Annotated in this window: 13 protein-coding genes; 3 read left to right on the forward strand and 10 right to left on the reverse strand. The window is 68.9% G+C overall.

Annotation, left to right across the window (positions count from 1 at the left end; genetic code table 11):
* Nucleotides 1–6: 6 nt before the first annotated feature.
* The 6 genes from GA0070564_RS25890 to GA0070564_RS25915 form a co-directional block, all read right to left on the reverse strand.
* Nucleotides 7–2,088, reverse strand: coding sequence for a DEAD/DEAH box helicase (locus GA0070564_RS25890; RefSeq protein ID WP_245670256.1), 2,082 nt, complete (start codon nt 2,086–2,088; stop codon nt 7–9).
* Between the two features lie 25 nt (nt 2,089–2,113).
* On the reverse strand, nt 2,114–3,415 hold the full coding sequence (gene brxD, locus GA0070564_RS25895) for a BREX system ATP-binding protein BrxD (RefSeq protein ID WP_091614533.1): 1,302 nt from the start codon (nt 3,413–3,415) through the stop codon (nt 2,114–2,116).
* On the reverse strand, nt 3,412–6,126 hold the full coding sequence (pglZ, locus tag GA0070564_RS25900) for a BREX-2 system phosphatase PglZ (protein ID WP_091614536.1): 2,715 nt from the start codon (nt 6,124–6,126) through the stop codon (nt 3,412–3,414). Before pglZ ends, brxD begins: the two co-directional genes overlap by 4 nt.
* Nucleotides 6,127–6,175: 49 nt before the next feature.
* Nucleotides 6,176–9,976 carry a BREX-2 system ATPase PglY family protein gene (locus GA0070564_RS25905; RefSeq protein ID WP_245670258.1) on the reverse strand — a complete coding sequence of 1,267 codons (3,801 nt, stop codon included), beginning with the start codon at nt 9,974–9,976 and terminating at the stop codon, nt 6,176–6,178.
* Nucleotides 9,977–10,082: 106 nt separating this feature from the next.
* Entirely contained in the window at nt 10,083–10,337 is a 255-nt protein-coding gene (locus tag GA0070564_RS25910) for a hypothetical protein (protein WP_091614543.1), read from the reverse strand.
* Complete coding sequence (locus GA0070564_RS25915; protein ID WP_091614547.1) at nt 10,334–10,648, reverse strand: DivIVA domain-containing protein; 315 nt, start codon at nt 10,646–10,648, stop codon at nt 10,334–10,336. The genes GA0070564_RS25910 and GA0070564_RS25915 overlap by 4 nt, the downstream gene beginning before the upstream one ends.
* 317 nt (nt 10,649–10,965) lie before the next feature.
* Between GA0070564_RS25915 and GA0070564_RS25920 the strand changes: the two genes are divergently transcribed.
* From GA0070564_RS25920 to GA0070564_RS25930, 3 genes are all read left to right on the forward strand, one after another.
* Nucleotides 10,966–12,183 carry a helix-turn-helix domain-containing protein gene (locus GA0070564_RS25920; RefSeq protein ID WP_091614551.1) on the forward strand — a complete coding sequence of 406 codons (1,218 nt, stop codon included), beginning with the start codon at nt 10,966–10,968 and terminating at the stop codon, nt 12,181–12,183.
* A 78-nt stretch (nt 12,184–12,261) separates the two neighbouring features.
* The gene (locus tag GA0070564_RS25925) at nt 12,262–12,819 is read left to right on the forward strand and encodes a GNAT family N-acetyltransferase (protein ID WP_091614554.1); all 558 of its coding nucleotides are present in this window, start codon (nt 12,262–12,264) and stop codon (nt 12,817–12,819) included.
* Nucleotides 12,820–12,974: 155 nt separating this feature from the next.
* On the forward strand, nt 12,975–14,279 hold the full coding sequence (locus tag GA0070564_RS25930; protein WP_091614557.1) for a hypothetical protein: 1,305 nt from the start codon (nt 12,975–12,977) through the stop codon (nt 14,277–14,279).
* Between the two features lie 724 nt (nt 14,280–15,003).
* Here GA0070564_RS25930 and pglX read toward each other — a convergent pair.
* Genes pglX through GA0070564_RS25960 form a run of 4 tightly spaced genes read right to left on the reverse strand, consistent with a single transcriptional unit; the run spans nt 15,004 to nt 22,370 of the window.
* The gene (gene pglX, locus GA0070564_RS25945) at nt 15,004–18,510 is read right to left on the reverse strand and encodes a BREX-2 system adenine-specific DNA-methyltransferase PglX (protein ID WP_091614570.1); all 3,507 of its coding nucleotides are present in this window, start codon (nt 18,508–18,510) and stop codon (nt 15,004–15,006) included.
* A 34-nt stretch (nt 18,511–18,544) separates the two neighbouring features.
* The gene (locus GA0070564_RS25950) at nt 18,545–20,275 is read right to left on the reverse strand and encodes a DUF262 domain-containing protein (protein WP_091614573.1); all 1,731 of its coding nucleotides are present in this window, start codon (nt 20,273–20,275) and stop codon (nt 18,545–18,547) included.
* A 12-nt stretch (nt 20,276–20,287) separates the two neighbouring features.
* Complete coding sequence (locus tag GA0070564_RS25955) at nt 20,288–21,127, reverse strand: hypothetical protein (protein ID WP_141714870.1); 840 nt, start codon at nt 21,125–21,127, stop codon at nt 20,288–20,290.
* Complete coding sequence (locus GA0070564_RS25960; RefSeq protein ID WP_091614579.1) at nt 21,117–22,370, reverse strand: AAA family ATPase; 1,254 nt, start codon at nt 22,368–22,370, stop codon at nt 21,117–21,119. The genes GA0070564_RS25955 and GA0070564_RS25960 overlap by 11 nt, the downstream gene beginning before the upstream one ends.
* Nucleotides 22,371–22,385 lie beyond the last annotated feature (15 nt).

Here is a 22,385-nt window from a genome sequence, read left to right on the forward strand (position 1 = left end):
GACCACTCAGAGAGCGACGAATCGTGCCGGCTCGCGAAGCACGGTGGCCGCACGGTCCAGATCCGCGAGCCGCGCAGCCAGTGTCGCTATGGCCAGGCGGGACGGCAGCGCCGCATTGAACTTCAAACCCGTCAGTGCCTTCTCGTCAATCTCGGGCAGGCACAGCCGGTCCGCCGCGTCTGCGGTCAGCAACCTCCAGTCCTGCGGGGTGAGGTTCTCCCGCAGCCTGATGCTGCTGTCGTCGAATCTCTCCACCGGATCGACGACCTCGCCGAGAGTCGCCGTCAGGGTGGCGTTTGCGCGGAATCCGGCCCAGGTCCACCACCTCAGGTCACCGTGCTTGTCCCGCACGATCACCGTCCCACCCGGATGCACCAGGTGTGACCTTTCCGCCCGGTCATCCGCCAACCGGTTTTGGGCGCGTCGGGTGATCGATACCGACGGGTCCACGCCGAGCAGGACTTCCCGCATGGCGCGGTTCAATTCGAAGCTCAGGTACGCCCAGCCGCTGCCGCGCCATCGGGCTCGTCCGCCACCGTCGGCCGGCTCCACGAAGCACCGCCGCCTGCGCCAGTCGACGTAGGTGACGCGCCAGCTGCGACCGCCGAGCAGCAGCCGACGTTCGCCCCGCACCTGCTCGGTGAGGAGGCTCGGGTCGATCCGGCCGAGTTCGTTGCGCCCGGTGAGCACGGTGAACTCGGGGGGCCCGGTGAAGACGGCGGTCAGGTCCATAAAGTGCCGGCGGCCGAAGCGCTGCTCCGCGGCCGGGCCGATGAACAGCATCCCTCCGTCCTGGTCGAGGTAGCCGTGCTCGACGAGATGGCGAACGATCGGACCGGCGCTTTCCCCGAAGGGGCCGAGGCCGTTCCAGGCCTGCATCCAGAGTTGGTCGCCGACCTGGTGTTCCTGCAGGCAGAAGGCCAGCACCTGCTGGGCGACGACGTGTCGTGGCTCGGGCGGCGCGCTGACCGGCTCCACCCAGCCCCTAGACCAGAGCAGCAGCAACGCCGCCGCCTCGGTCAGCGCGTCGCCGCCGAGGGTCAGGAAGAGGCAGTTGCGGCTGCTGCCGGGCCGACGGCCGGTGCGGCCGAGTCGTTGGAGGAACGACGCGACCGTGGCCGGAGCGTCGATCTGGATGACGCGGTCCAGGTCGCCGACGTCGATGCCCAGTTCCAGGGTGCTGGTGGAGACGATGACGCAGTCCCGTGCCTCGCTGAACGCCTGCTCGGCGCGGCGCCGCTCGTCGAGGGAGAGCGATGCGTGTGAGAGGAACGTGGTGACGCCCTTCTCCCTCAGCAGTTGGCCCAGTTCCTCCACGGTCTGTCGGGACTCGCAGAAGACCAGACGCTTCTCTCCCCGGTGCAGGCCAGCGATCACCGTCGCGGCATTGGTGAGGGAACCGACGTAGTCCAGCTCGATGTCACCGGGCGGCGGACGATCGGTGACCTGAACGGGTGCCAGGTCCGGCGCCACCACCTCGGCCGGCCGGTGTCCCGCTCCAGACCCCTGCAGCCAGGTGAGCAGCTGTTCGGGGTTGCCGACGGTGGCGGACAGCCCGATCCGCTGCAAGGGGCGACCGGCCACTCGGCTCAGCCTTTCGAGCACGGCCAGCAGATGCCACCCCCGGTCGTCGCCGGCGAAGGCATGCACCTCGTCGACGACGACGGCGCGCAGGTCGGCGAAGAAGAGCCGGTGGTCGACCTTCGTGCTGACCAGCATGGACTCCAGCGACTCCGGCGTGGTGAGCAGGATGTCGGGACGTTCGTAAAGCACCGTCCGGCGGCGGGAGGAGCTGACGTCGCCGTGCCAGAGGGCGGCACGCCGGCCGAGCCAGCCCGCGTACCGCTCGATGCGGGGCTGGAGGTTGTTGAGCAACGCCTTCAGCGGGGCGAGATACAGCACCGAGGTTCCTGTCCACTGTTGCTCCGCCATTCGGGTCAACAGCGGAAAGAGGGCCGCCTCCGTCTTGCCGCCAGCGGTGGGAGCAAGAAGCACGGCGTCGACGCCGTCCCTAACCGGGGTGACGGCGGCATGCTGCATGGGGCGCAGGTCACGCCAGCCGAGCGTGTTGACCAGGTGGTGCAGCACGACCGGGTGAAGGTCCGGCGGCATGTCAGATCGGCAATTCGATGTCGTCGGCGGAAGCGGCGTTGCGTTCAACCGCCGTCAGCTCGTCGGCCCGCAGGGTCAGCTCGTAGTGCTGCCGGGGGTCCCAGTCCGCGAACTGGTCGACCCGGTCGAACACGTCGGCTACGAGTTTCTTGAGGTAGATGCGGGGTGCCACGCCGACCTGCCCGGCGAGCGCCCCGGTGACGGCCCTCGCCAGCAGCCGCAGGTAGTCGTCGTCCACCCGGGCCCCGACCTGGGCGCTGCCGTAGATGTCCCGGACTCTGCCACCAAGTTCCACGAGAGCATCGACGGTGAAGCCGGGCAGGCGCAACTGGGCGGCCCGAGGATTGTCCCAGCGAGCTTCCGGGCCGAAGTGGGTGGCGAGCCGCTGGGCGAGCGGCGCTAGGCGCTGGACCCCCTGCGGGCCGTCGAAGAAGGCCGGCGTTCCGGTGATCACCAGCATGAGCCCCGGAAACCGGTCCGCGTGCACCTCGTCGATGAGCTGCCGAAGCGAGTTGAGCGCCTTGTCACGGGCGTCGGAGCGCACCCGCTGCAGGGTTTCCACCTCGTCGAGCACCAGCAACAGACCCGGATGCCCGCTGTCGCGCAGAACGGTGAGCAGGCCCCGCACGAAGCTCAGCGCCGCGAAGTGGTCGAGGTCTCCCTTCACGCCGGCGGCCCGACGGGCCGACGCGGCGACGTGCGGCTGACCACCAAGCCAGGCGGCGAGGCCATCCGCCGTGCCGTGGTCGCCGGCGGCGATCGCGCTCCGGTACCCGCGCAGGGCGGCTGCGAAGCCCGGAGTGCTGCGCGAGATGTCCCCGAGCCGACGTTCCAGCAGCTCAGCTACCGCCCGGTCGAGGGCCTCCGCGTCGTCCTCGGCGATCGCACCGTCGGCGAGCGCATCCTCTTCGAGCGCATAGATCCAACCATCGAGCACGGGCCGGAAGGCGCTCGGCGTGAACTGCTCGGTGCTCAGGTGCTCGACCAACCGGCGGTAGACGGTCTCCATCCGGTGCAGGGGCGTCTCCAGTTCGGAGATCTGCACCTCGGCAGCGGCCAAGCCGCGCCGCTTGGCGCGCTCCGCCAACCAACGGGTGAAGAACGTCTTCCCCGCGCCATACTCGCCGCGAACCGCCTTGAAGACACTGCCGCCGCCGACGACCCGGTCGAGGTCGTCGTCCAGCGCGGCGATGAAGCGGTCCAGGCCGACTGCGAGGGCGTCGAGCCCGTTGCTCGGGACGACGCCGCGCCGCAGCGCATCGACGATGTCTCGTCGACGGCGGGCGGAGATCTCGACCGTCACCGCGACTCCAGCTCGAACTGCTCGACCAGCAGATCCCGATTGAGGTGCACCGTACGACCGTCCGGGTCGAGAGTGATCACGGGGTAGCCCTCGACCTGTAGCAGCCGGCGCAGCGCCGTGACGGTGCCGTTGATGCGGTGGGCCGGCACCCCGGCTCGGGCGGCCAGGGTGTCGACCGTGGCCCGGCCGCCGCCGTCAATCAGGGTGCCCAGCAGGGCGGCGACCCGCTCGTCGGCCAGTGGCGTCCGGGGGTCGCGTCGCTGGGCGTACCGTTCGCTGGAGAGCAGGGCCGTCACCAGCTCCGGCACTGCTTGTTCGGGCGGCGGCGCCGAGGCGACCACCGGCGCGGCGGTGACCGGTACGAGGTCGAAGAGGCCCTCGGGCTGCGGCTCGGCGGGACGCCTGGCACGACGGCGGCCGGCCGTCGCGCTGCCCGACGACGGCTGCGCGGTTTCGGTCACCGGTTCCCGCCACCAGTCCGGGCTGGCCACCGGAGCGCCGGCCCAACCGGGCACGGCGAGGTCGTCACCGGCGGTCAGCACGAGCAGCGGGATCACGGCCTCCGCCGGTGCGGCGCCACCGTGGTAGCCGGCCTTGCGCGGGCCGTAGCGCACCTCCTCACGCCACGGCAGGACGACGCTGCCGCCACCCAGCAGCACCCGGCTGCCGGTTACCGCGACCTCGGCGTCACCGGCGGGGCTGCTTGCCGGACGCCACCGGTTCTCGTTGCCGGCGCTGGGCAGGACGACCGACTCCGGCCCCCGGTCGACGACGTGGCCATGGTCGGAGACGATGACGACGATCCGGTCGGCGGCGGAGGCGAGCAGATCGTCCACGGCGGTGATGGTGTCCTGCCCCCAGACGGCGGTGCCCGGGTCGCTGCGATCCAAGGCGTCATCGATGGCGTTGATCACCGCCGCGACCACCGGGGTCGCCGGGTCGCCGAGCGCGGTCAGAACCTCCGGGTCGAGGGCGGCGCCGGCTCCGGCGCGCAGCGCCTTCTTGTGCAGCAGTCGCCCGGTGGGGAACCGCTCCTTGAACGCCTTCTGCTCGGCCTGCTGGCCGCCAACCGCGAGCCGGCCACTGAACAGGCTGCACCGGCTGGCCTCGGTGAGGGTGGGAAGCGCCGCCAGCACCCCGGTGCGGGGGCCACCGGCGGGGGTGAGTTCCACCCAGGTGCCGCTGCGAGTGATCGACTCGGCCAGTTCGGTGGCCGCGGCGACCCCCATGCCGTCCAGCACGAGCAGCAAGACCCGGCGGCCCTCGTCGATGATGGGCTGCACCACCCGATCGAGCACGTCCTCCACCCGCAGCAGAGCCCCCGGCTCGGCCTCGGCCTTGGTGGCGGCGGCGAGCAGGACGGCGAACTGCTGGTCGTGCCGAGCACGCCGGGCGTCCACGGCCTGGTGAAGCAGTCGGTACGCCTCGGCGACCTGCGGATCGGGGTCGCCGGCGAAGACGTCCAGTCGGGCCCGGTCCACCCATCCGTCCTGCCGGACCTGCCGGTGCAGCGCGTCGAGCAGGGTGGCCGGTGCCGGTGCATCGGCGGTGTGCAGCCAGCGCAGCAGCCGTACGGCCATCCGGGCGGTCTCCAGCCGGCGGTACTCGGCGGCCCGGTGCGCCTCCACGGCGGCGAGGGCCGTCTGCGCCCGGGCAACCATGCCCGGGACGGGTGATCCACCGGCGGGGACGGCGAGTCGTACGGCGTCGGCGAAGGCGCGCAGCCGCTGGGTGAATCCGCTGGGCAGCACCGTGGAGGCGCCGAGCAGCCCGGTGACGCCGATCTCACGGGCGATGGCCTCGGCCCGTCGCAGCAGCCGTACCGCCTCGTCCCGGCCGTCGTCCCCGGAGTCGAACGTCCGGTAGATCCACGCCTCGGCGGCCCGGTGTAGCGCGTCCGCCTGCTGCGGGCTGAGCCGCAGGCCGCCGAACCAGGGCTCCAGCCGGGTCCGGCCGACCGCCGCCTCCACCTCACTGGTTCCGGCCCTCTCGGCGGGCCAGAGCAGCCCGGCCAGCAGGCCGAGTGGGATGACGTCCACCCCGTGCCCGGCTCGCACGGCGGCCATGACGGGCCCGGCGAGCCGACCGGCGGTGCCGGTCAGATACGTGGTGACCCCGTCGGCGACGGTGTCGGGCAGGGTGGTGAACCGCAGTTGCCGGCGGGCGTCGGTGCTCCACTGCACCAGGCCGCTGTCGTCGAGCTCGGTGGGAGGCAGGTCGAGCAGTTCCGAGGCGAGGCTGCGCAGCGCGTGGTCGCGGGTGAGGAACGCGCCGGGCGGGGCGGGCCAGCCGTCCGGCGGGGCGTGGTCGGTGAGCGCGTCGGCGACCCATCGGCCGACCCGTACCAGGGTGGGATCGAGGTGCCGGACGCCGCCGAAGATCTGCCGGACCACGTCCCACGGATCGATCTTGCGGACGGTCTGCTTGCTGAGGTGCGCGAGGACGCCGTCACCCAGCTCGCTGTCGGTCAGCTCGGTCAGTAGCACAAGCCGTTCTCCGTCGGCGCGGTCGTGCAGTGCGGCACGGGCGGCCAGCGGCGTCGGGCAGGGCACCACCCGGACCCGCGTACCGCCGACGGTGAGCACCGGGTCGGGCAACGGCTCGGGGCGGGCCGTCAGCGCGATGGCGTCAGCCTGGTCCGCCTCCGCCAGCCACGCCTCGACCTTGCGGCGGACCGCGTCCGGCTGGGTGGCGCCGACCGGCGTGCTCACCGGCCCACCTCGCCGGCCACGGCGTCCGGACGGGTGCGGGCGGAGCAGCTCACCGGACCTCCCAGGTCACGATCACCCGTCGGCCGGCGGCCACCTCGGCCGCGATCTCCGCGGAGACCTTCTGCCATGTCTCGGCGTCGACGACCTCGTAGCGACGGGCGACGAGGGTATCCCCGTCCACCGGCACGATGGCCGTTCCGCCCACCGGCCGGGTGTCGCCAGTGTCGGTCGGGTTGTCGGCGGGACGCTCGTCGCCCGGCCGCCTGACCGGGGGCACGACCGAGGGGCCCGGCCCGGGAGGCTGATCGCCGGGCGGCGTGACGACGGGCGGCTTCGGCTTCGGCTGTTCGGCGGCGAGCAGTGCCGCCGACGCGTCGACGGCCGTACCGAGGGCGGTGATCAGGTCCTGCCCGTGCTGCTCGCGCCGGGCGACCTCGCGAAGCCGCTCGATGATGCCCCGTGCCTGGTCGTCCTGCGCCGCCCGGGAGGAGATGGCCTGCAACAGCGGCCACTGATGGGCCTGCGCCAGCGCCCGAGCGATCGCACCGGCCTGGGTTAGCACCTCGCCGACGGCCTGGTCGTCGACGTCGCCGAGGTCGGCGCGCGCCACGGTCTCGACCAACACGACGTCGTCGCGTTCGCTGGCCACGTCGGTCACGAACCGGGCGCCCCGCCGCGCGGTGGCGAGCCGCCCTGTCGGCGCGTCGACGTCCAAGCCGAGCACCGTGGCGTGGGCGGTCAACGCCTCCACGAGCGCGGTGGCCGGCGTCTTCCGCGCGTCGGCTGCCTCGCGTAGGGCCTTCGCCAGCACGCCGAGGTTGGCCGGCGTACGCCAGACGGGCAGCACCCCGCCGAAGATGGCCGCCCCGCGGCTCACCGCGTCCGTCCACGCCTTCTCGTCGGGCATCGGCGGGTGCCGCAGCTCCAAGTCGTCCCGTACCCCGGCGAGATGGGACACATCGATCTTGACGCCATGCTGATACCAGGCGAGCTGCTGGTCCAGCGCGAAGACCATGATGATCAGGTTCTGCAGGTCGCGGTCGAAGCCGAAGGCGGCGGGCTCGTCGATGAGCCGGCGCAGCACGTGCACCGGGAAGTGCTCGGTGTAGTTCTCGTTGGCGGCGGCCTGGAGCAGGTGCTGACTCCACCGGCAGGTGGAGGTGGTGAGCACGTACCGGCCGTCGATCAGCTCACCGAGGCGCAGGTTGTTGCAGACGCGGCGGAGGGTGCGCTGGTCGGTCGGGTTCGGCACGCTGACGCCCCGCGCCGGGTCGGCGGCGGCCTGCTTGGCGTACTCCAGAATCTTGTTCAGCTCGCCGCGGGTGACGGGCTTCTCGTCGTCCGGCATGGCGGGGCGGCCGGGGTAGGACCAGGCGAGGAGTTCGCCGGTGAGGTTGGTGAAGGCGTCGGCGAGGGTGCCGCCGCGCGGATCACCGACGTGCAGGCCTTCGGCGAGGGTGTGGAACACGCCGATGCTGTCGTCCTGGACGTCGGAGCCCTTGGAGGTGGCCGACCCGTACGCCTGCATGAGCGCGCTGAGCAGGGTGCTGCGCAGCTGCGACTGCCGCTGCTGGAGGTAGACCCGGCCCTGCTGCCGGTCGGCGATCGACCAGTCCGCGGCGAGGGAGTTGAGCCGGTCCCCGGCGCCGTTGCCGAGCAGATAGTTGATCTTCGCGAGCTGGCCGACCTTGCCCATCACGTCATCGGTCAGATAGAAGGGCAGCCAGAAGACGGTCCGGGAGCCGCGTTCCAGCCGTTCGATCCGAGCCCGGTCGGCGCTGCGCTCGTAGCCCTGGGGGTCGAACGGATAGTCGATCACCACCCGCCACGCCTCGCCGGTGGCGATGAGGGCCGAGACCGGCATGGTGTCGGGGTCGCGGACGTTGCCGAACTTCACCTGGACGGTGTGCGCGCGACCGCGCCAGGGGCGGGAGTAGAGCAGCTCGCCGAGCTGGCCCTCCGCCCCGGTGATATTCAGTTCCGCGGTGACGAGTTCCCGGATGAGCTGCTGCCGGACGCCGGTGGTGGTGGCCTCGTCCTCGGGGACCAGGTCGAGCAGCTTGTCGAAGTCGACGGTGTGCAGCTTGAGGCTGACCACCGGGTCGGGGGTCTTGGTGAGGTGCAGCTCGCCGGCGGCGTCGGCGACCCGGTTGAGCCGGTTGAGCACGATGGTGCGCTCGTAGCCGGGGATCGGCGAGGTGATCGAGCCGAAGTTCAGCGCGTGCAGCTTGCCGGCGGTGAGGTTGTGCAGGGCTGGCACGTCGGGCACCAGCGCGCCGAGCAGCACCGTCTTGATCAGCTTGTCGTCGAGCTGGAACTGCTGGTGCCCGGCGGCCTGGTCCTCGCCGATGCCGTTGAGGTTGAGCAGGATCGGCCGCAGCTTCTGCGTGTAGAGGGTGCGAGCGGACTGGAAGAGCTGCTTGAGCTTGGGCCGGTCGGGCAGTTCGCCGTGCAGGACGAGGGGGTCGAAAAGCGCGGCCACCCCGATCAGGTCGTTGACTCGCAGCGTGTCCCGGCGGGCGACCAGCAGCTCGGTCATCACCTTCAGCGCGGTGCGTTCCCGCTGCAACGCCTGCGACAGCGCGACAAGGGTGGCGACCAGGGCCGGGGAGAACGGGTAGAGCTTGCGGAAGGCGGCGGCGTCGGAGCCGATGCCGGCGTCGCCGTACTGCGCGCCGAGCAGCAGCGCGTCCCACACCTCCCGGTTGCCCTTGACCGCGTTGAAGGCGTTGTCGATGATCGTCCGGCCGGCTTCGTCGGTCTTGAGGAGCCGCCGCTCGGTGATCTCGGGCAGGTTGGTGTCCTCGAGGACGATCTCGCCGAACCGGCCCTGGACGCTGCGCATGACGTGCGCGAGCGCCTCCCGCTCGGTGCCGCCGACCTGGGGGCCGAGGAAGTCCTCCAGGTTGCGCTGCCGGGCGACGAACGAGATCAGCGGCAGCGGCCGGCTGGCGTCGGCCGACTCGACGAGCTTGTTGAGCTTGGCGCCCTCGGTGTTGACGAAGACGTGGTCGCTGATCTTCGTGGAGAGCCAGAGGATCAGCTCGTCGAGGAAGAGCACCAGCCCGTCGTACCCGAGCGATTTGGCGTGCCGGGTGATCACGGCGAGACCGGCGTCCAGGTCGAGGTATTCCCCGCTGCGGACCGCGCCGGTGTAGAACGTGCTGGTCAGCGCGCTGACCAGGCGGTCCCGCTGCTCGGTGCCGGGCGGCGCGGCGGCGGCGGCGGCGTACATCTCGGGGGTCCAGCCGGCGGCCTGGGCACGCAGCGCGGCGAGGGAGAGACCCCCGCCAGCCGCGGGCGTGCCGCCGCCATCGCGCAGCGCGGCGAAGAAGGCGTCGTCACCCATCCGCTCGCGCAGCCGCGCGGCGTCGTCGAGCAGCGCGTCCGACCGGTGTACGGCGGGGACGGGCGCCTCCGGGTGCAGCCGGGTGATCTGGTTGAGGTAGCCCTCCAGGATCGCCTGCTCGACGGAGCGCGCGTCGAGCATGTGGAAGGTGAGGGTGAGCAGCTTGCGGCCCCGCAGCCAGGGGTCGGCGGCGAGGACCGGCTCGGCCAGGCCGCGCACCTCCCGCGCCTCCGGGTTGTGCTGGAGGATCTCCCGCAGCACCGCCATGAAGTGCGACTTGCCGGAGCCGAACGAGCCGTGCAGGAAGACCGCCTGCGACCGGCTGGTGGTGACGGCGTGCCCGATCCGGCGCAGCGCGTCGGCGAAGTTCTCCCGGAGCTGGTCGGTGACGACGTACCGGCGCAGATCGGCGCCCTCGGCGGCGCGGACCACGAAGTCCCCGTCGCCGACCGACGTCGGGATCTCGATCACGTCCCGCAGCAGGGTCATCTCGCTCCTCACGCCACCGCTCCCCGTGACACCGGCGTCACCGGCGACCCGCCGATCGTAAGGTTTGTAAGGTTCAGGTCCTAGTCCACCCCGTTGCCGGGTGGTGCGTCGTCCCCGCTCAGCGCCGCCTCGGCCGCCGGGAGCACGCGCCGTCGTGGTCGGGCCAGAGCCGACACCGCCGGCCATCCGGCATGTTCCGGTCACAGAAGACCCAGTGACGGGAGTTCTGGTCGTCCTCCGCCGAGACGGTGGTGCCGCCGGGGTCGACCTGCGGCAGGATCTGCGTCCAGTGCGCCACCACCCGGGCCAGCCGCTGCGCGGAGAGCAGATCGTTGGTGACCACCGGCAGGTGGATCATCCAGCGCTCGGTCACCGGTCGTACCCCCGCTCGTTGCGCTCCCGGGCCTGCTCCGACTGCCAGCGGCGCAGCGCGTTCTTGATCCGGTCGGTCTCCCCGCGGCTCTGCGCCAGCGCGTCGTAGACGGCGGCCAGGTCGCCGGCGACCCGGTCGAGGAACTCCCTCACCTCCCGCGGGTCGAGCCCGCGCCGGCCGAGCCGGGTCGACAGGATCTGCCGGTCAAGCACCTGCCAGGGGCGCAGCGGATGGTAGGCGGCCGAGCGGTAGCAGGCCGATCCGAGGACCGACCGCTGGCGACGCCGGATACGCCGGAGGAAGACGCGCATGACAGGACCTGCCTCTCACCGTCGAGATCGAACCGTGGAAGGGGCGGGCCCCCCGGCCCGCCCCGCACCGACGGACCCACCCCGGCACCTGCCACCGCAGCCTTCGATCAGCAGTACGACAGCAGGGCAGCTCCGTCGGCCGGCTCTGCGGAGTGAACGGGCTCGCACCGAATGCCCCCGTCCCTCCGGCGATGGGCACTCGCACCTTCTGGTATAAGCCATGGACATCGACCGACTTGGGTAGCATGCTCGCTACGTTGTGCTCCGGGCACCCGTGAGCTGTGGGCCCACATCACAGCCCACGCTGAGAGGGCGAGATGAACGATTTCGGAGACATACTCAGGCAGCACCGCACAACAGCCGGCTGGTCGCTGCGGAAGTTCGCCGAGCTGACGAGATACGACTTCGGCTACCTGGGGCAGATCGAGCGGGGCATCCGCCCCGCCAGTTCCGAGGTAGTCGCCGCCTACGACCGGGTTTTGGGCGCTCATGGCGCACTTGAGACCGCGTACGCGAGCAGGCAGGCAGGCGATAAGGACATGCGGAGACGGTCAGTACTTCAGGCGATGGGTGCGCTCGCCGCAGTACCCGCCGTGGATCGATTGGTCGGCTGGGAAGCTCTGCGGCAAGGGCTCAGCGCCGCTGTCGACGTCGACTTCGACGAGTGGATGGATATCGTCGCCAGCTACGGGCGCGGCTACTATCTCCAGCCGCACGACCAGTTGATGGCCCAGCTCGGTCGGGATCTGATCGTGTTGCAGCATCAGCTCGCCGCCGACAACGGGCAGCGTCGACCGATGCTACTGCGAGCAGCCGGTCACCTTTCGGTGATCGTCGCGCTCAGCCTGGTCGCACAGGGACACGCAATGCTGGCGAAACGGTGGTGGACCAGCGCGCAGCGGGCCGCAGACGAGTCCGGTGACGCGGAGACGCGGGTGCTCACCCGCGCCTGGAACGTCGTCAACGGCTGCTACGACGGACGCTCACCGACCGCCGTCGTAGCGCTGTCCGAAGAGGTGCTGCCGCTCGTGGACGCGACCCCGTCAGCGGCTACTTGTGGGCTACTTGCCGGGCACGCCCAGGCGCTGTCTCTCGCTGGTCGACACGACGATGCGGTTGTCGCCGTGCGACGCCTGGCCGAGCATGTGGACGCACTACCCGCCGCAGTAACCGCCGAGGTGGAGTCGCTGTGGGGGTGGCCCGAGCATCGACTGCGGCACACGGAGTCCTGGGTGTACACCCACGCCGGTGACCAGCGGGCAGCCATAGCGGCGCAGGAACGGGCGCTGAAGCTGTACCCGGCGTCGCAGGCGCGGCTGCGCACCCAGGTACAGCTACACCAGGCGGCGGCACTGATCCGGGACGGGCACATCCCTGACGGGCTACGCATGGCTGCCGACTTGCTCGACCAGCTTCCCCGCGAGCAGCAGAACGAACTCGTGCGGGCAGTGGCCCGTCAGGTGGTTGCCGCCGTGCCCGAGGGCGAGCGGCGGCGGCCGGTGTATGGGGAGCTCGTGGAACGGGTGCGGACGTAGCTCCACCGGTCCACCCTGTTGAAGGTGTGCGCCGCGACGTAAACATCCGTTGGGCATTAGCTGCGTAGCATCCGGAATATGCTCGCCTACACCACCCACCGTCCTGACTCGGCGACGCGCATCTTCGCAGCCCTCGGCGACCTGTACGCGGTCGTCTACGCCGAACCGCCGTACAGGGAAGGGGCCGAGGAGATCAACCGTTTCCGCACATGCCTGCCGGACCAGGCCGCCCGGCCCGGCTTCACCCTCATCACAGCCGAGGACGACGGAGACCTGGTCGGGGCGACGTACGGGTGGACCATGCCAGCCGGCACCTGGTGGTCCCGCGCCGACACTGACCCGCCAGCCGAGGTACACGACGCCGACAAGATCGCCGTCCTGGAGTGGATCGTCCACCCACAGCGCCGCGGTCAGGGAATCGGTGCCGCGCTGATGAGCAGGCTCCTGCGAGAACGATCCGAGCCATACGCCACCCTCGCGTCCGACCCGCGGTCCCGGGCCCGCGCAATCTACGCCCGCAACGGATGGCGACAGGTAGCGCGTTCTACTCTCCCCTGGGGGCCTCCGATGGATCTGCTAGTTCTCGACCTCCGCCGTCCGACGGTCCGAAACTCCGCGAACTGCTCACCTTTTTGAACCGGTTCGGCCAACAGGCGGTCCCGTCCTCCCCTTCCGCCGAAGCCGTGGTCGCTCTTCGTCGGGAGCGTCAAGTAGGGGACGCTCGACCATCATGTCTGACGCATTGCTGACTTAGCCAGCCTGCTGACGTGCTCGGGTGACAGCATTCGCGGATGGCCTTCTCATCCTTTGTGGCCGGTCAGCCGCCAGCGCTCTCCACAGCCGGGACGTACGAGATCGAGTCGAGTTGGAAGCTGGCCGACCTGGTGGGCGAGGAGTTTTTCCACAAGACGCAGCGCGTGGTCGACATCCATCCAGTGCCGGAGCTGGAGGCGGGTGTGACACAGCGCTCCGTCAGCCCCATGGAGCTACTGCTCGGCCTGGGTAAGACGACGAGCGCTCTACCGGGCCTGCATGTGGCAGGTGCAGCCGGTGTGCCTGGGCTCGCCGCGCTCCGCACCGCCAGTCGATGGGCCATCATCCGATACCTGTGGGCCTTCGCGGAGGCTCGCCCTGCTCTTCGGCTTTCGGCACTGACAAGTCAGGTCCGTAGCCACCAGCGCTCGCTCTTCTCCGAGCATTTCGGGATCGCCGTCGCCACCGACCTGGTGGAGCAGTTGATCCTCACCGAGCCCGCCCATGTGGTCGACGCGGACGCCGTGAGCTACGACGCGATCCTCGGGCCGGCGATGGGTGGCCTGGGATCTCACAAGCCGGACTACTTCTGGTACAACATGCGCGGCAGGGACTTGACCGACGTTGTGGTGCTGGAAGCCAAGGGCAACAGTTCAGGGCGACGGCTGAGCATCCTGCAAATGGCCCGTGGCGTTGAACAGGTACTCGTACCGAAGGCCGTCCCGGGCGCTCGCATGCGGCGGATCGTGATCGGTGCCTGCCTGGCAGGCAAACGGATCAAAGGCTTTGCCCTAGAGGTCGGCGAGCCTGACGACGAAACCCGCGAAGACATTGCGATAGCGCTCGCGATGGAGGAGGCGGGGGTCAGGCCCCGCTCCCGGGATCACGAGCGTTCAGGCTGGATCTCGGCCGACTCGGTCGCAGCCCCCGTCGACCGAGATGAGGTCGTACGTGAAGCAGAAGATCTTGATCAAGCGCGTCTCTTCGCATTCGCTGGGTTGACCTCAGAGCCAGTAGGGCCGCTGCTACACGCAGACCGTCAGGCTGCTGGCTCGTTGGATGTCGTCGACGTCGACGACACCTCATTCCGGTGTGAAACTTCTTTGATCAACCTCGGTGGTCGTTACCTGAGCGTGCGGACAGGTGTGGCCGAAGACGTGCTCTCCGCGCCCGGTGACACCGAGGCCGATCTTGAGCAACGCCGCGCTCGTTATGCGGAGCGCCGGCCGGGCAGGAATTCCTACGCGTTCAGGACCGGCCGGTCCTGGAGCCGCCCCCAGGAAGATCTGACCGTAGTGACGTCGGCGGACGGGTGCATGCTGTCGCTCTCCCTGCTCGAATAGGCAGGAGTTGCCCCTACGGCGATTACGCGGCGTCGCGATGACTGACCCGCGTCAACCTGTCCAATGCTTGCTGGGCCGTGTCGAGCCCACGCCTCAGCTCAGTCACCGGGTCGGGAGCTTGACCCGCTGCCGAGACAGCCGCGGCAACCCACTCCCTGATCAAGGCCGACATGGGTACACCTCGGGCTTCCGCCAGCGCCTTGACCATCGCATCAAGTTCGTAGGGCAGCCGTACCGGTCTCACGACGGAGACAGGCGCGTCGGCCGGCGGCAGGGGAGGCGCCTCGACCGGCTCCGGCAAGCCTGCGAGGTCGGTCGACTCCAGCCACCTACCGACGTCCTCGACGTAGTCGTCCGCTGACGGCAGACGGTCTTCTCGGCTCATCGCCCTGCCTCCCATCGGTCGTACCCCTGCGCCTCGCCCTGGCTCATCTCGCGCGCCCCGACGATCCACCAGTCAAGGTCTTGTACGTGCCGGATCACAACGATCAAGCGACGGCCTGCGCCTGTTCGACCCCACACGGTGAGCACGTCAATGCCTCCCGGACCCCTCGCCGGACGCGGCCACCGGACCCCACCGTTGAGGATCTGCATGACCTCGTGCGGCTCGATGCCCTTAAGGGCAGCCAGCGCCGCTGCTAGCCACTCGTAACCCACCCCGCCATCGTATACGCGCTGTATACGGCGGCGAAGGCTAACAGCGATTCCGTGACGACGAATTCGGCTACGGGAGCTCCGGCACACCTCGCAGCAGTGCCAGGGCCGAGCGGTCGGAGCTGAGCTGCGCCAACTCGCCGTCGATGAAGGTGGTGAAGAAGGCGGCGGGTGAACCCATGTAGGCCGCCTGCTCGTCGCTGTGCCACTGGTGCACCCACGGCTCGATCTCCACCAGGCCCGCGAGCAGCGGCAGCAGTTGCTCCGCCGGCCACGCCTCCTGCGTCTTGCGGTCGAGGTACACGCTGGCGAGCGCCTGCGCCTGGGCGAGATGGTCCCACCCGGCCCAGCCGAGCAGTTCGCTCCCGTCGCTGTCCCGCCCCGCTTGCGGGTACGAGATGAATCGCTCCTTGGGCACGTCCAGCTTCCCGCGCGCCCGCCAGTACGACGGCCGCGTGAAGTCCGCCGAGGTGTACTTCGGCGGCACCGGAATCTCGACCTTCTCCCCCGCGTCCTCCCGGCGCTGCAGCGCCCACGTCCGCTCCCACTGCGCCCGCTTACGCAACCCGGCCGGCTTGTACCGCTGCGCCGGCAGATACGGCACATGCTCGTCGGCGATGAGCAGGCCGAGCGTTTTCGTCAGGTTGTAGTTGTCGTGCCCGACCCACAGGTCCAGCACCGCCCGGAAGTCGTGGTCACCACCGACCCGGTCGGCGAGCTGCGCCACCGACAACGGCATCGGCTGCCCGCCCCACAGCTCCGGCGCCTCCAACCGGTCGAGCAGCCAGGCCCGCAACGCGACCGACTGCATCTTCTCCCACCCGCCCGTGGACCAGCGCCGCTTGCACTCCGGCCGCTCGATCAACCCGATGTGCCGATTCTCGGCAATGGTGGCGATACGCCGCTCCACCAGCGACCGGTACTCCGCCGGCCAGTGCGGCTGCGGCCGGTCGATCGGCTTCGAGCCGTGCCGGTTGAACCACTCGGTTTGCGCCCCACTGGTGTGCAGCACGATCTCGAAGGCCCGCTCCCCCAACGCCAGCTCCGGTGGGTTGGCGCAGGTCAAGTCCTCGTCGATCAGCCCGTAGAGCCGGTAGACCTCCCAGTCCAACTCCTCCTGAAGCGCGATCATCCGCGCCCGCACCGAGTGGTACTCCGCCTCGGCCTCCGCGAGCCGCTGCCGGGTCGGCACCCCCGAGGCGGCAACCGCCGCCGGGGTCAAGCTCGCCAGCCGCTGCGCCAGCCCATCCAACTCCCGCGCCCTCTCCAACGGGTACGTCTGCGGCAGCGGAACCCGTTGGACGTTTGATGCATTGAAGGCGAACCGATCATGCCACCGTTCAGCACTGACCCGCGCTCCCTCTTTACCAATCGGATCCCCACCTTTTGGATAACACGTCTGCTTCAGCCAAAAGCATACGGTTGAGCTGTTCAAGACGCCAAGCAACTTTAGGTGGTCATCTACGGATGCACCCGCCGGCAGTTTCATGACAGGCGCGGTACGGTTGAAAACCCTCCCTCCATGGTCCAGCACGAAATGGTTATGTGTCGCCACCTCGCCCATACCAATTCCGAGGGAAACGCGAAAACGTTCGGGGTGCCAGCGGCTCCACTCGAACCAGGTAAGACCTATCTCTTCATGCGTTCCTCCGGGCTCGCGCCGCTGTGCAAGCAGAGCAGCAGTGAGCCAGAGAATCCGCCGAACTGGCTCACTGCGCAACGACGCGCGAAGTTCAGCATCGTAAGGAAACAAGGCTTCCGTTTCAGGCACGATGAGCCAATCCCGAACGGTCTCACCTGCGACGAGGGAAACCGTCGACGAATGATCAACGCCGAAACGCTTCCAAGTCCCAATCGGCGCGAAGTAACTATCATCCATGCCGGTATGCGTTACTCGCCCAATCACCGTGACAACGTCATCAACCATTGCGTGGGCATCGCGTGCAATTTGCTCCAAAAGATCCGCAGCGCCGCCGCCGCTCAAGCTCCACGGGTGGGCGGTGAACTGAACGCGCGGAAGATCGGTAACGCTAACCCAGTCCGACTCCGAACCTGGATACTGGATCTGCTTAATGATTGCCTGCCATACCGATCCACGAGCAGGACTGCGCGGAACAGACGCTTCCCCTCTAATACCGAGGACCGCACGCAGCTTGTGCGATCGTCGGCGCTTATTGGCGCGACCGACCAAGATTACTGTAGGCGTGCCATGTCCGGGTATGTATGCGCCTGAGGTATCGATCACTTCAGTCAACTCGACCTCGTGACTAAAATACCTCTCGATTAGATGTTTGCCGAACTCTCGCTTCATAAAGGCATTGCCGGTAATCTGGCCGACGTGACCAGCGGCCTCGCCGTACTCGTCAGACCATTTGGCGAGGTCAAAAAAGCGCTTGGCGAAAGGCACCGTCAACTGATACTGCCGGTGACACACGGTCGGATAAATGCTGCGGTAGAGCCGACTACGAGCAGGGTCTGACACGGTGATGTAGGGCGGGTTGCCGACCACCACCGTGTACTGATTCTCGGCCAGGTAGTCCTTGAGCAGGTCGGCGTCTTCGCTCTCGTACGCGAAGACTTCCTTGCCCTCAATGGCGGCGAGCAGGTCGCCTTGGGCGCGCGAGCGGAACCGGTCCCACGGCAGCAGCGAGTCGCCGGTTGCCACCCGGATCGGCCACTCCGGCGTGCGTTCCAGCTTGGACAGTCCGCACACCTTCATGGCGGCGATCAGCAGCCGGAAGCGGGCGATCGCCACCGCGAACGGGTTGATGTCGACGCCGGTCACCTGGCCGAGCGCCCGCTCCGCCAGGACCCGCACGTCGGTCCCCGGCTCCCGGTCCTGCCACTTGCGGACCAGCCGGTGGAACGCGCCGAGCAGGAAGTGACCGGAGCCGCAGGTCGGGTCGATGACGCTGGTCGCCGCCAGGCCGAACTCCTTGACCGCAGGCTCGAAGGTCCGGTCGAGGATGAACTCTTCCACGAACTCCGGCGTCTGCAACAGCGCGTACGTCCTCTTCGCGTGCGTTGACAGGTCCTGGTAGAGGTCGCCCAGGAAGCGGGTGTTCAGGTCGTCGCGGCGCAGCGACTCCTTGCCGGCGCCCCGGCGGAAGAAGTCGCTCAGCTCCTCGGCGGCCGGGCCGGAGATGTCGAACCGCCAGACCGGGTTGTGCCGGTCGAAGATCTTGCCGGTGGCCTTCAGCTCGGCCAGGTAGCCGAACGCCTCCCGCAGCCAGTGCCGGTCGTTGTGCCGGGGGTGGGCGATCAGGTACGCCTGCCGGTGCTGCACCGCCCGCTCGGCCGGCGCGGCCGGGTCGGCGCCGCCGATCCACAGCTTGTCGACCAGCTCGTTGTCCTCGCAGAACCGGACGAACACGCAGCCCAGCAACCAGGCCACCGCCGCCTGGTCGAGCACGTCCTCCAGCCACGTCTCGAAGCTCGCCCCGACCCGCTCGGCTGCCTTCGCCTGGGCGTGCTCCTGGCGCAGCTCGGCACGCAGGCCCGGCGCCTCCGCGACCTGGCCGCGCAGATCTTCCACCAGCGTCTTGACCTGCGCCTGAAGCGCCTTCAGCTCGATCACCGCCAGATTCTACGGCTAAGTGCTTCGGTCACTGCTACTCCGCGTCGTCGTCAGTCAAGCCTTCAAGGTTGTCGCCCAGCGACACTCCGATGCCCTCCGCGAACGTTCGCAGCCGCTCCGTCAGGTAGTCGTGTCGGTCAGCAACGAAGAGTTCCTTGTTGCCGTCGCAGAGCCGACGCCACGCCTTTGTGGGGATGCCGTGACTACGCAGCACTTGCTCAGTGGGCGATGGGGGGGCTTCGGTCAGGATCCCCAGCTCTTCTAGCACTGGCCCCCAAGGGTCCGGCTCAGACTCGTTGAACTGGATTCGTCCCACTGACAGATCCAGATTTTTCAAGGCGTCGAGGAGGCGAACATCGGGCCGGGTCGGCATCACGAGCCGGTTGGCGGGGCGCTTGTCGCCCAGTACCACTCGGCGGTAGCTCTGCGCCTCCCCAGAGGCCAGCACCTTGACCACGTCGAACGGCTGACCCATGACATCGAGCCGGCGGGGAAAGGTCAACAACTCCCAGATCACGTACGCCCTGGTCCTGGCGCTGTTCAGATTGAAGTCATCCGGCATCGGCTGCACCAGGCCGGGGCCGATCGGCAGCACCCCGGCCCCCAGGGCATAGGCCCGCATGTCCTGCAGGACCCGCCTCAACTGGGTGGAGGTGGCCCCTCCGAACGCACTGGTCCAGGATGTCACCCAGAACCAGGTACGCAGCGTGTCGACCTGCGCCGCAGTGGGTTCTGGCCGATGGTGGAAGAACATCGCCAACAGTACGAGTTGATGCGAGTAGGGCAGCAGCCTGGCCAGCGGCACGCCGACCTGCTCTTGAAGGAACCGTACTGAGAGCTTCACCGCGCGTGCGGTGTCCGGAAGGGCGTTGTGCAGTTTGTTCTGCACGTCGCGCGCCACTACCTCCCAGCGGGGCGACAGGATGTCCGTCTCACCAGCCATCGCCAGCATCGTCCGGAAGACCGCCAGCCGAGGAAGCTCCCCGAAGCCGGTCTCGGCAATCGACGTGACGATCTCGTCGATACGCTCGGCCACTGACGCTCGCTCACGCCGGTAGGTCAACGCGGAAACCATCTGATCCGGGTCCATGCGGGTACCCGTCCGGTTCAGTCGGGCATAGACGTTGACCGCCTGACTGAGACTGGCCCCCTGAAGGCGGACCATTGTCAGCTTGTATCCCTTGATCCGCTGGGTGACCGCCTCAGCCTCCCGGATCAGCGAATCCACCTGACGAGTGTCCTTGACCTCCACCTCCACCCGTTGGAAGTGCCGGAGAAAGTCCCGGGTCCGCATCACCGCGGCCAGCGGCAGCAGGTGCGGCGTGAACTTGCCCGACCGCTGGTGGCGGTAGCGGTCCGAGCCGAGGGGATCGGGGCGCAGGTCCCGATAGATCTGCCAGATCCACTCGCTCTCCTCGGGCGGTCCCTGGCGCAGCGAATGGTTGAGCACACCGAACAGCGTCGAGACCCGCTGGTGCCCATCGAGCAGGTAGGAAGCCTGGCGATGTTCGGGCGGTGGCGGAACCGGCAGGCCACCGATGCGATCCAGTGAGGGCACGCGTTCGTCCGTCGGCCAGAGCAACAGGCTGCCGATCGGGTAGCCGCGCTCGATGCTGTCGAACAGCTCCAGCATCTGGTTGGGTCGCCAGACGAACGGACGCTGGAATGCCGGCACCCTGATCTCGCCCCGCGCGATATCGACCAGGAGATCGTCGACCAGCGCGATGGTCGGGTCGGGGCGGATCTCGGCCTCGTCGCTGCGCATGACGCCAGTCTCCTACAGGATCCGGTGGATCATCGCGAGCAACTCCCGCAGCTCCGCGACGGCCTCCGGCCCCAACTCGGCGAAATCCTTCTCGGTCAGGCAGGTGTGCTCCGCGATCAGCGGCTTCGGCATGTCGCCGAAGTGCCTCTTGACGTCGAGGTAGCGCCGCTCTTCGATGCTCTTGCTCCGCAGGCCGTCCACCTTCGGCATCCGCGTCGGCAGGCTCTCCTCCCAGGCCCGGCAGGGGATGTAGTTCTCCATCTCCCGGCACTTCCACAGGTGCAGCTCGACCCCGTCGATCGCGCGGATCTTCTCGGCGTACGTGTCGTTGCGGGTCCGTTGCCCGGCGTACTTGCGGTCGCTGTCCATCAACGCCGCCAGGCGGACCAGAACGACGAACGAACGCCGACGGCGCTCGACGAACTGCTGCATGCGGTCCTTGCCGCCAGCATGCCCGATGGTCAGCCAGCCGGCCCGGACGGCGTCCACGATGCGCTGCTCGCCGAACGCCTCGGCGAGCGCGAGCAGGAAGCACTCTTCGGAGATCTCGTCTTCGACGACCAGCACGGCCGGCCGGCTCAGGTCCGCCACCAGGTCCTTCAGCTCAGCGGCGGTGATCCGGGCACGCCGCCCGGACGGTGCGGCAACGGTGTTCGCGGCCTCGGTGAAGGCCGCCTCGACGAACACCTTCACCCCGTCGATCGGAAGGGTGTCGGCGAAGCGAGCCGCACTCGCCGCTGTCTGGCTGTCCGGTCGCCACTCGTGCCGCTCCTGCATTAGCAACGCGAGGAGGTTGACCACCGCCATCTTGTCGCCCTGGACGAACACCTCGGGCCTGATGTCAAGATGCATAACCACTCCGGCTCAACTGCGCGGTGGCCAGCGCCCGGGCCTCCTGGTAGTCCTGCGAGAAGTAGCCGTCCGGCCAGCCGGCGCCGAGGTTGCCCAGCTCGTCGATCGCCACCCGCTGCGCGGTCGATACCCCGTCCTGCTGGTCCACCACGTACACCGCCACGGCGCCGGGCTCGCAGGTCCCCTCGGCGATGCGGCGTCGCAACCGCAGCAACAGCGTCTCGCTGTGACTCTCGATGAGGAAGTGGGTGCCGGTCGCGCGGACGGTGTCCAGGTAGAGGTCCGCCAGCGCGGCGTGGGCGGCGGGATGCAGATGCATCTCCGGCTCCTCGATGATCTGCAATGGCTTGAGGTCGTCCCCACGTAGCTCGTCGAGGACGCACTGCACCAGAATCGGCAGCACCTGCGCCAGCCCCGTGCCGGCGTCGGCCAGGTTGACCCGGACCGAGCTGCCTCGACGGGTGAGCACCGTCGACCACAAGGGACCGGCCTGGATCTCCTCGATCCGCCAGTCGGGCACGATGCCGCTGAGCAGCTCGTTGACCCGCTGGATCAGCTCACCGCTCCGTCGGGCCTCGTCGTCGGCGAGGATGCCGTACACCCCCTGGCCCTGCTCTCCTACCTCGCGCGGGGTGCCGAACGGCAGGCGGTGCTGCCGCTCGGGACGATCGCGGTACGCGCTGAGGAAGCGGATCGGCCCCAGCGACGGTCGCCAGAGGTATCTGCCAGGCGTGGCGCGCCGAGCATCGAAGAAAGCGGGCAGCAGGCCCCGGAAGACGACCGGCTCGGTGCTCTGTTCCGCCCCCCGGCGAATGTCGTAGATCGGTCCCGCCTCGGTGACCTCGATGGTCGGCTGCAACCGGTACTCGACGGACTCCCCCTCCGAGGCGAGGCGAAGGTGGGAGACGTAGGCGGCCCGGTCCTCGTCGACGTATCGGATGCCCGCCTCCATAGCGAAGGCGTCTCGACCATCGACCTCGACTCCCAGCGTGAAGCGACCGTGAGTGCTCTGCTCGAAGATCAGGTCTGGAAAGCCGTCCACCGGCAGCGGATGCAACCGGTCCAGTTCGAGCGGTGCGGTGCTGCTGGTGCCGAAGCCGGTCGCGATGACCAGCGGGGCGCGGGTGAGCACGCTCTTGCCGGAGTTGTTCTTGCCGAGCACTACCGTCACCGGCGCCAGCTCAATCTCTTGGCGGTCCCGGAAGCAGCGGTAGTTCTCAAGCACGATCTTGCGCAGGGGCATTCACACGTTTCTACC

Origin of the sequence: Micromonospora mirobrigensis, assembly GCF_900091555.1 — a bacterium.
GTDB lineage: Bacteria > Actinomycetota > Actinomycetes > Mycobacteriales > Micromonosporaceae > Micromonospora > Micromonospora mirobrigensis.

Excerpts from the sequence above, each read along its gene's own strand:
- GA0070564_RS25955 (WP_141714870.1), bottom strand. The coding sequence starts at position 21,127 with ATGCATCTTGACATCAGGCCCGAGGTGTTCGTCCAGGGCGACAAGATG.
- GA0070564_RS25950 (WP_091614573.1), bottom strand. The coding sequence starts at position 20,275 with ATGCGCAGCGACGAGGCCGAGATCCGCCCCGACCCGACCATCGCGCTG.
- GA0070564_RS25925 (WP_091614554.1), top strand. The coding sequence starts at position 12,262 with ATGCTCGCCTACACCACCCACCGTCCTGACTCGGCGACGCGCATCTTC.
- GA0070564_RS25930 (WP_091614557.1), top strand. The coding sequence starts at position 12,975 with ATGGCCTTCTCATCCTTTGTGGCCGGTCAGCCGCCAGCGCTCTCCACA.
- GA0070564_RS25915 (WP_091614547.1), bottom strand. The coding sequence starts at position 10,648 with ATGCGCGTCTTCCTCCGGCGTATCCGGCGTCGCCAGCGGTCGGTCCTC.
- GA0070564_RS25960 (WP_091614579.1), bottom strand. The coding sequence starts at position 22,370 with ATGCCCCTGCGCAAGATCGTGCTTGAGAACTACCGCTGCTTCCGGGAC.
- GA0070564_RS25920 (WP_091614551.1), top strand. The coding sequence starts at position 10,966 with ATGAACGATTTCGGAGACATACTCAGGCAGCACCGCACAACAGCCGGC.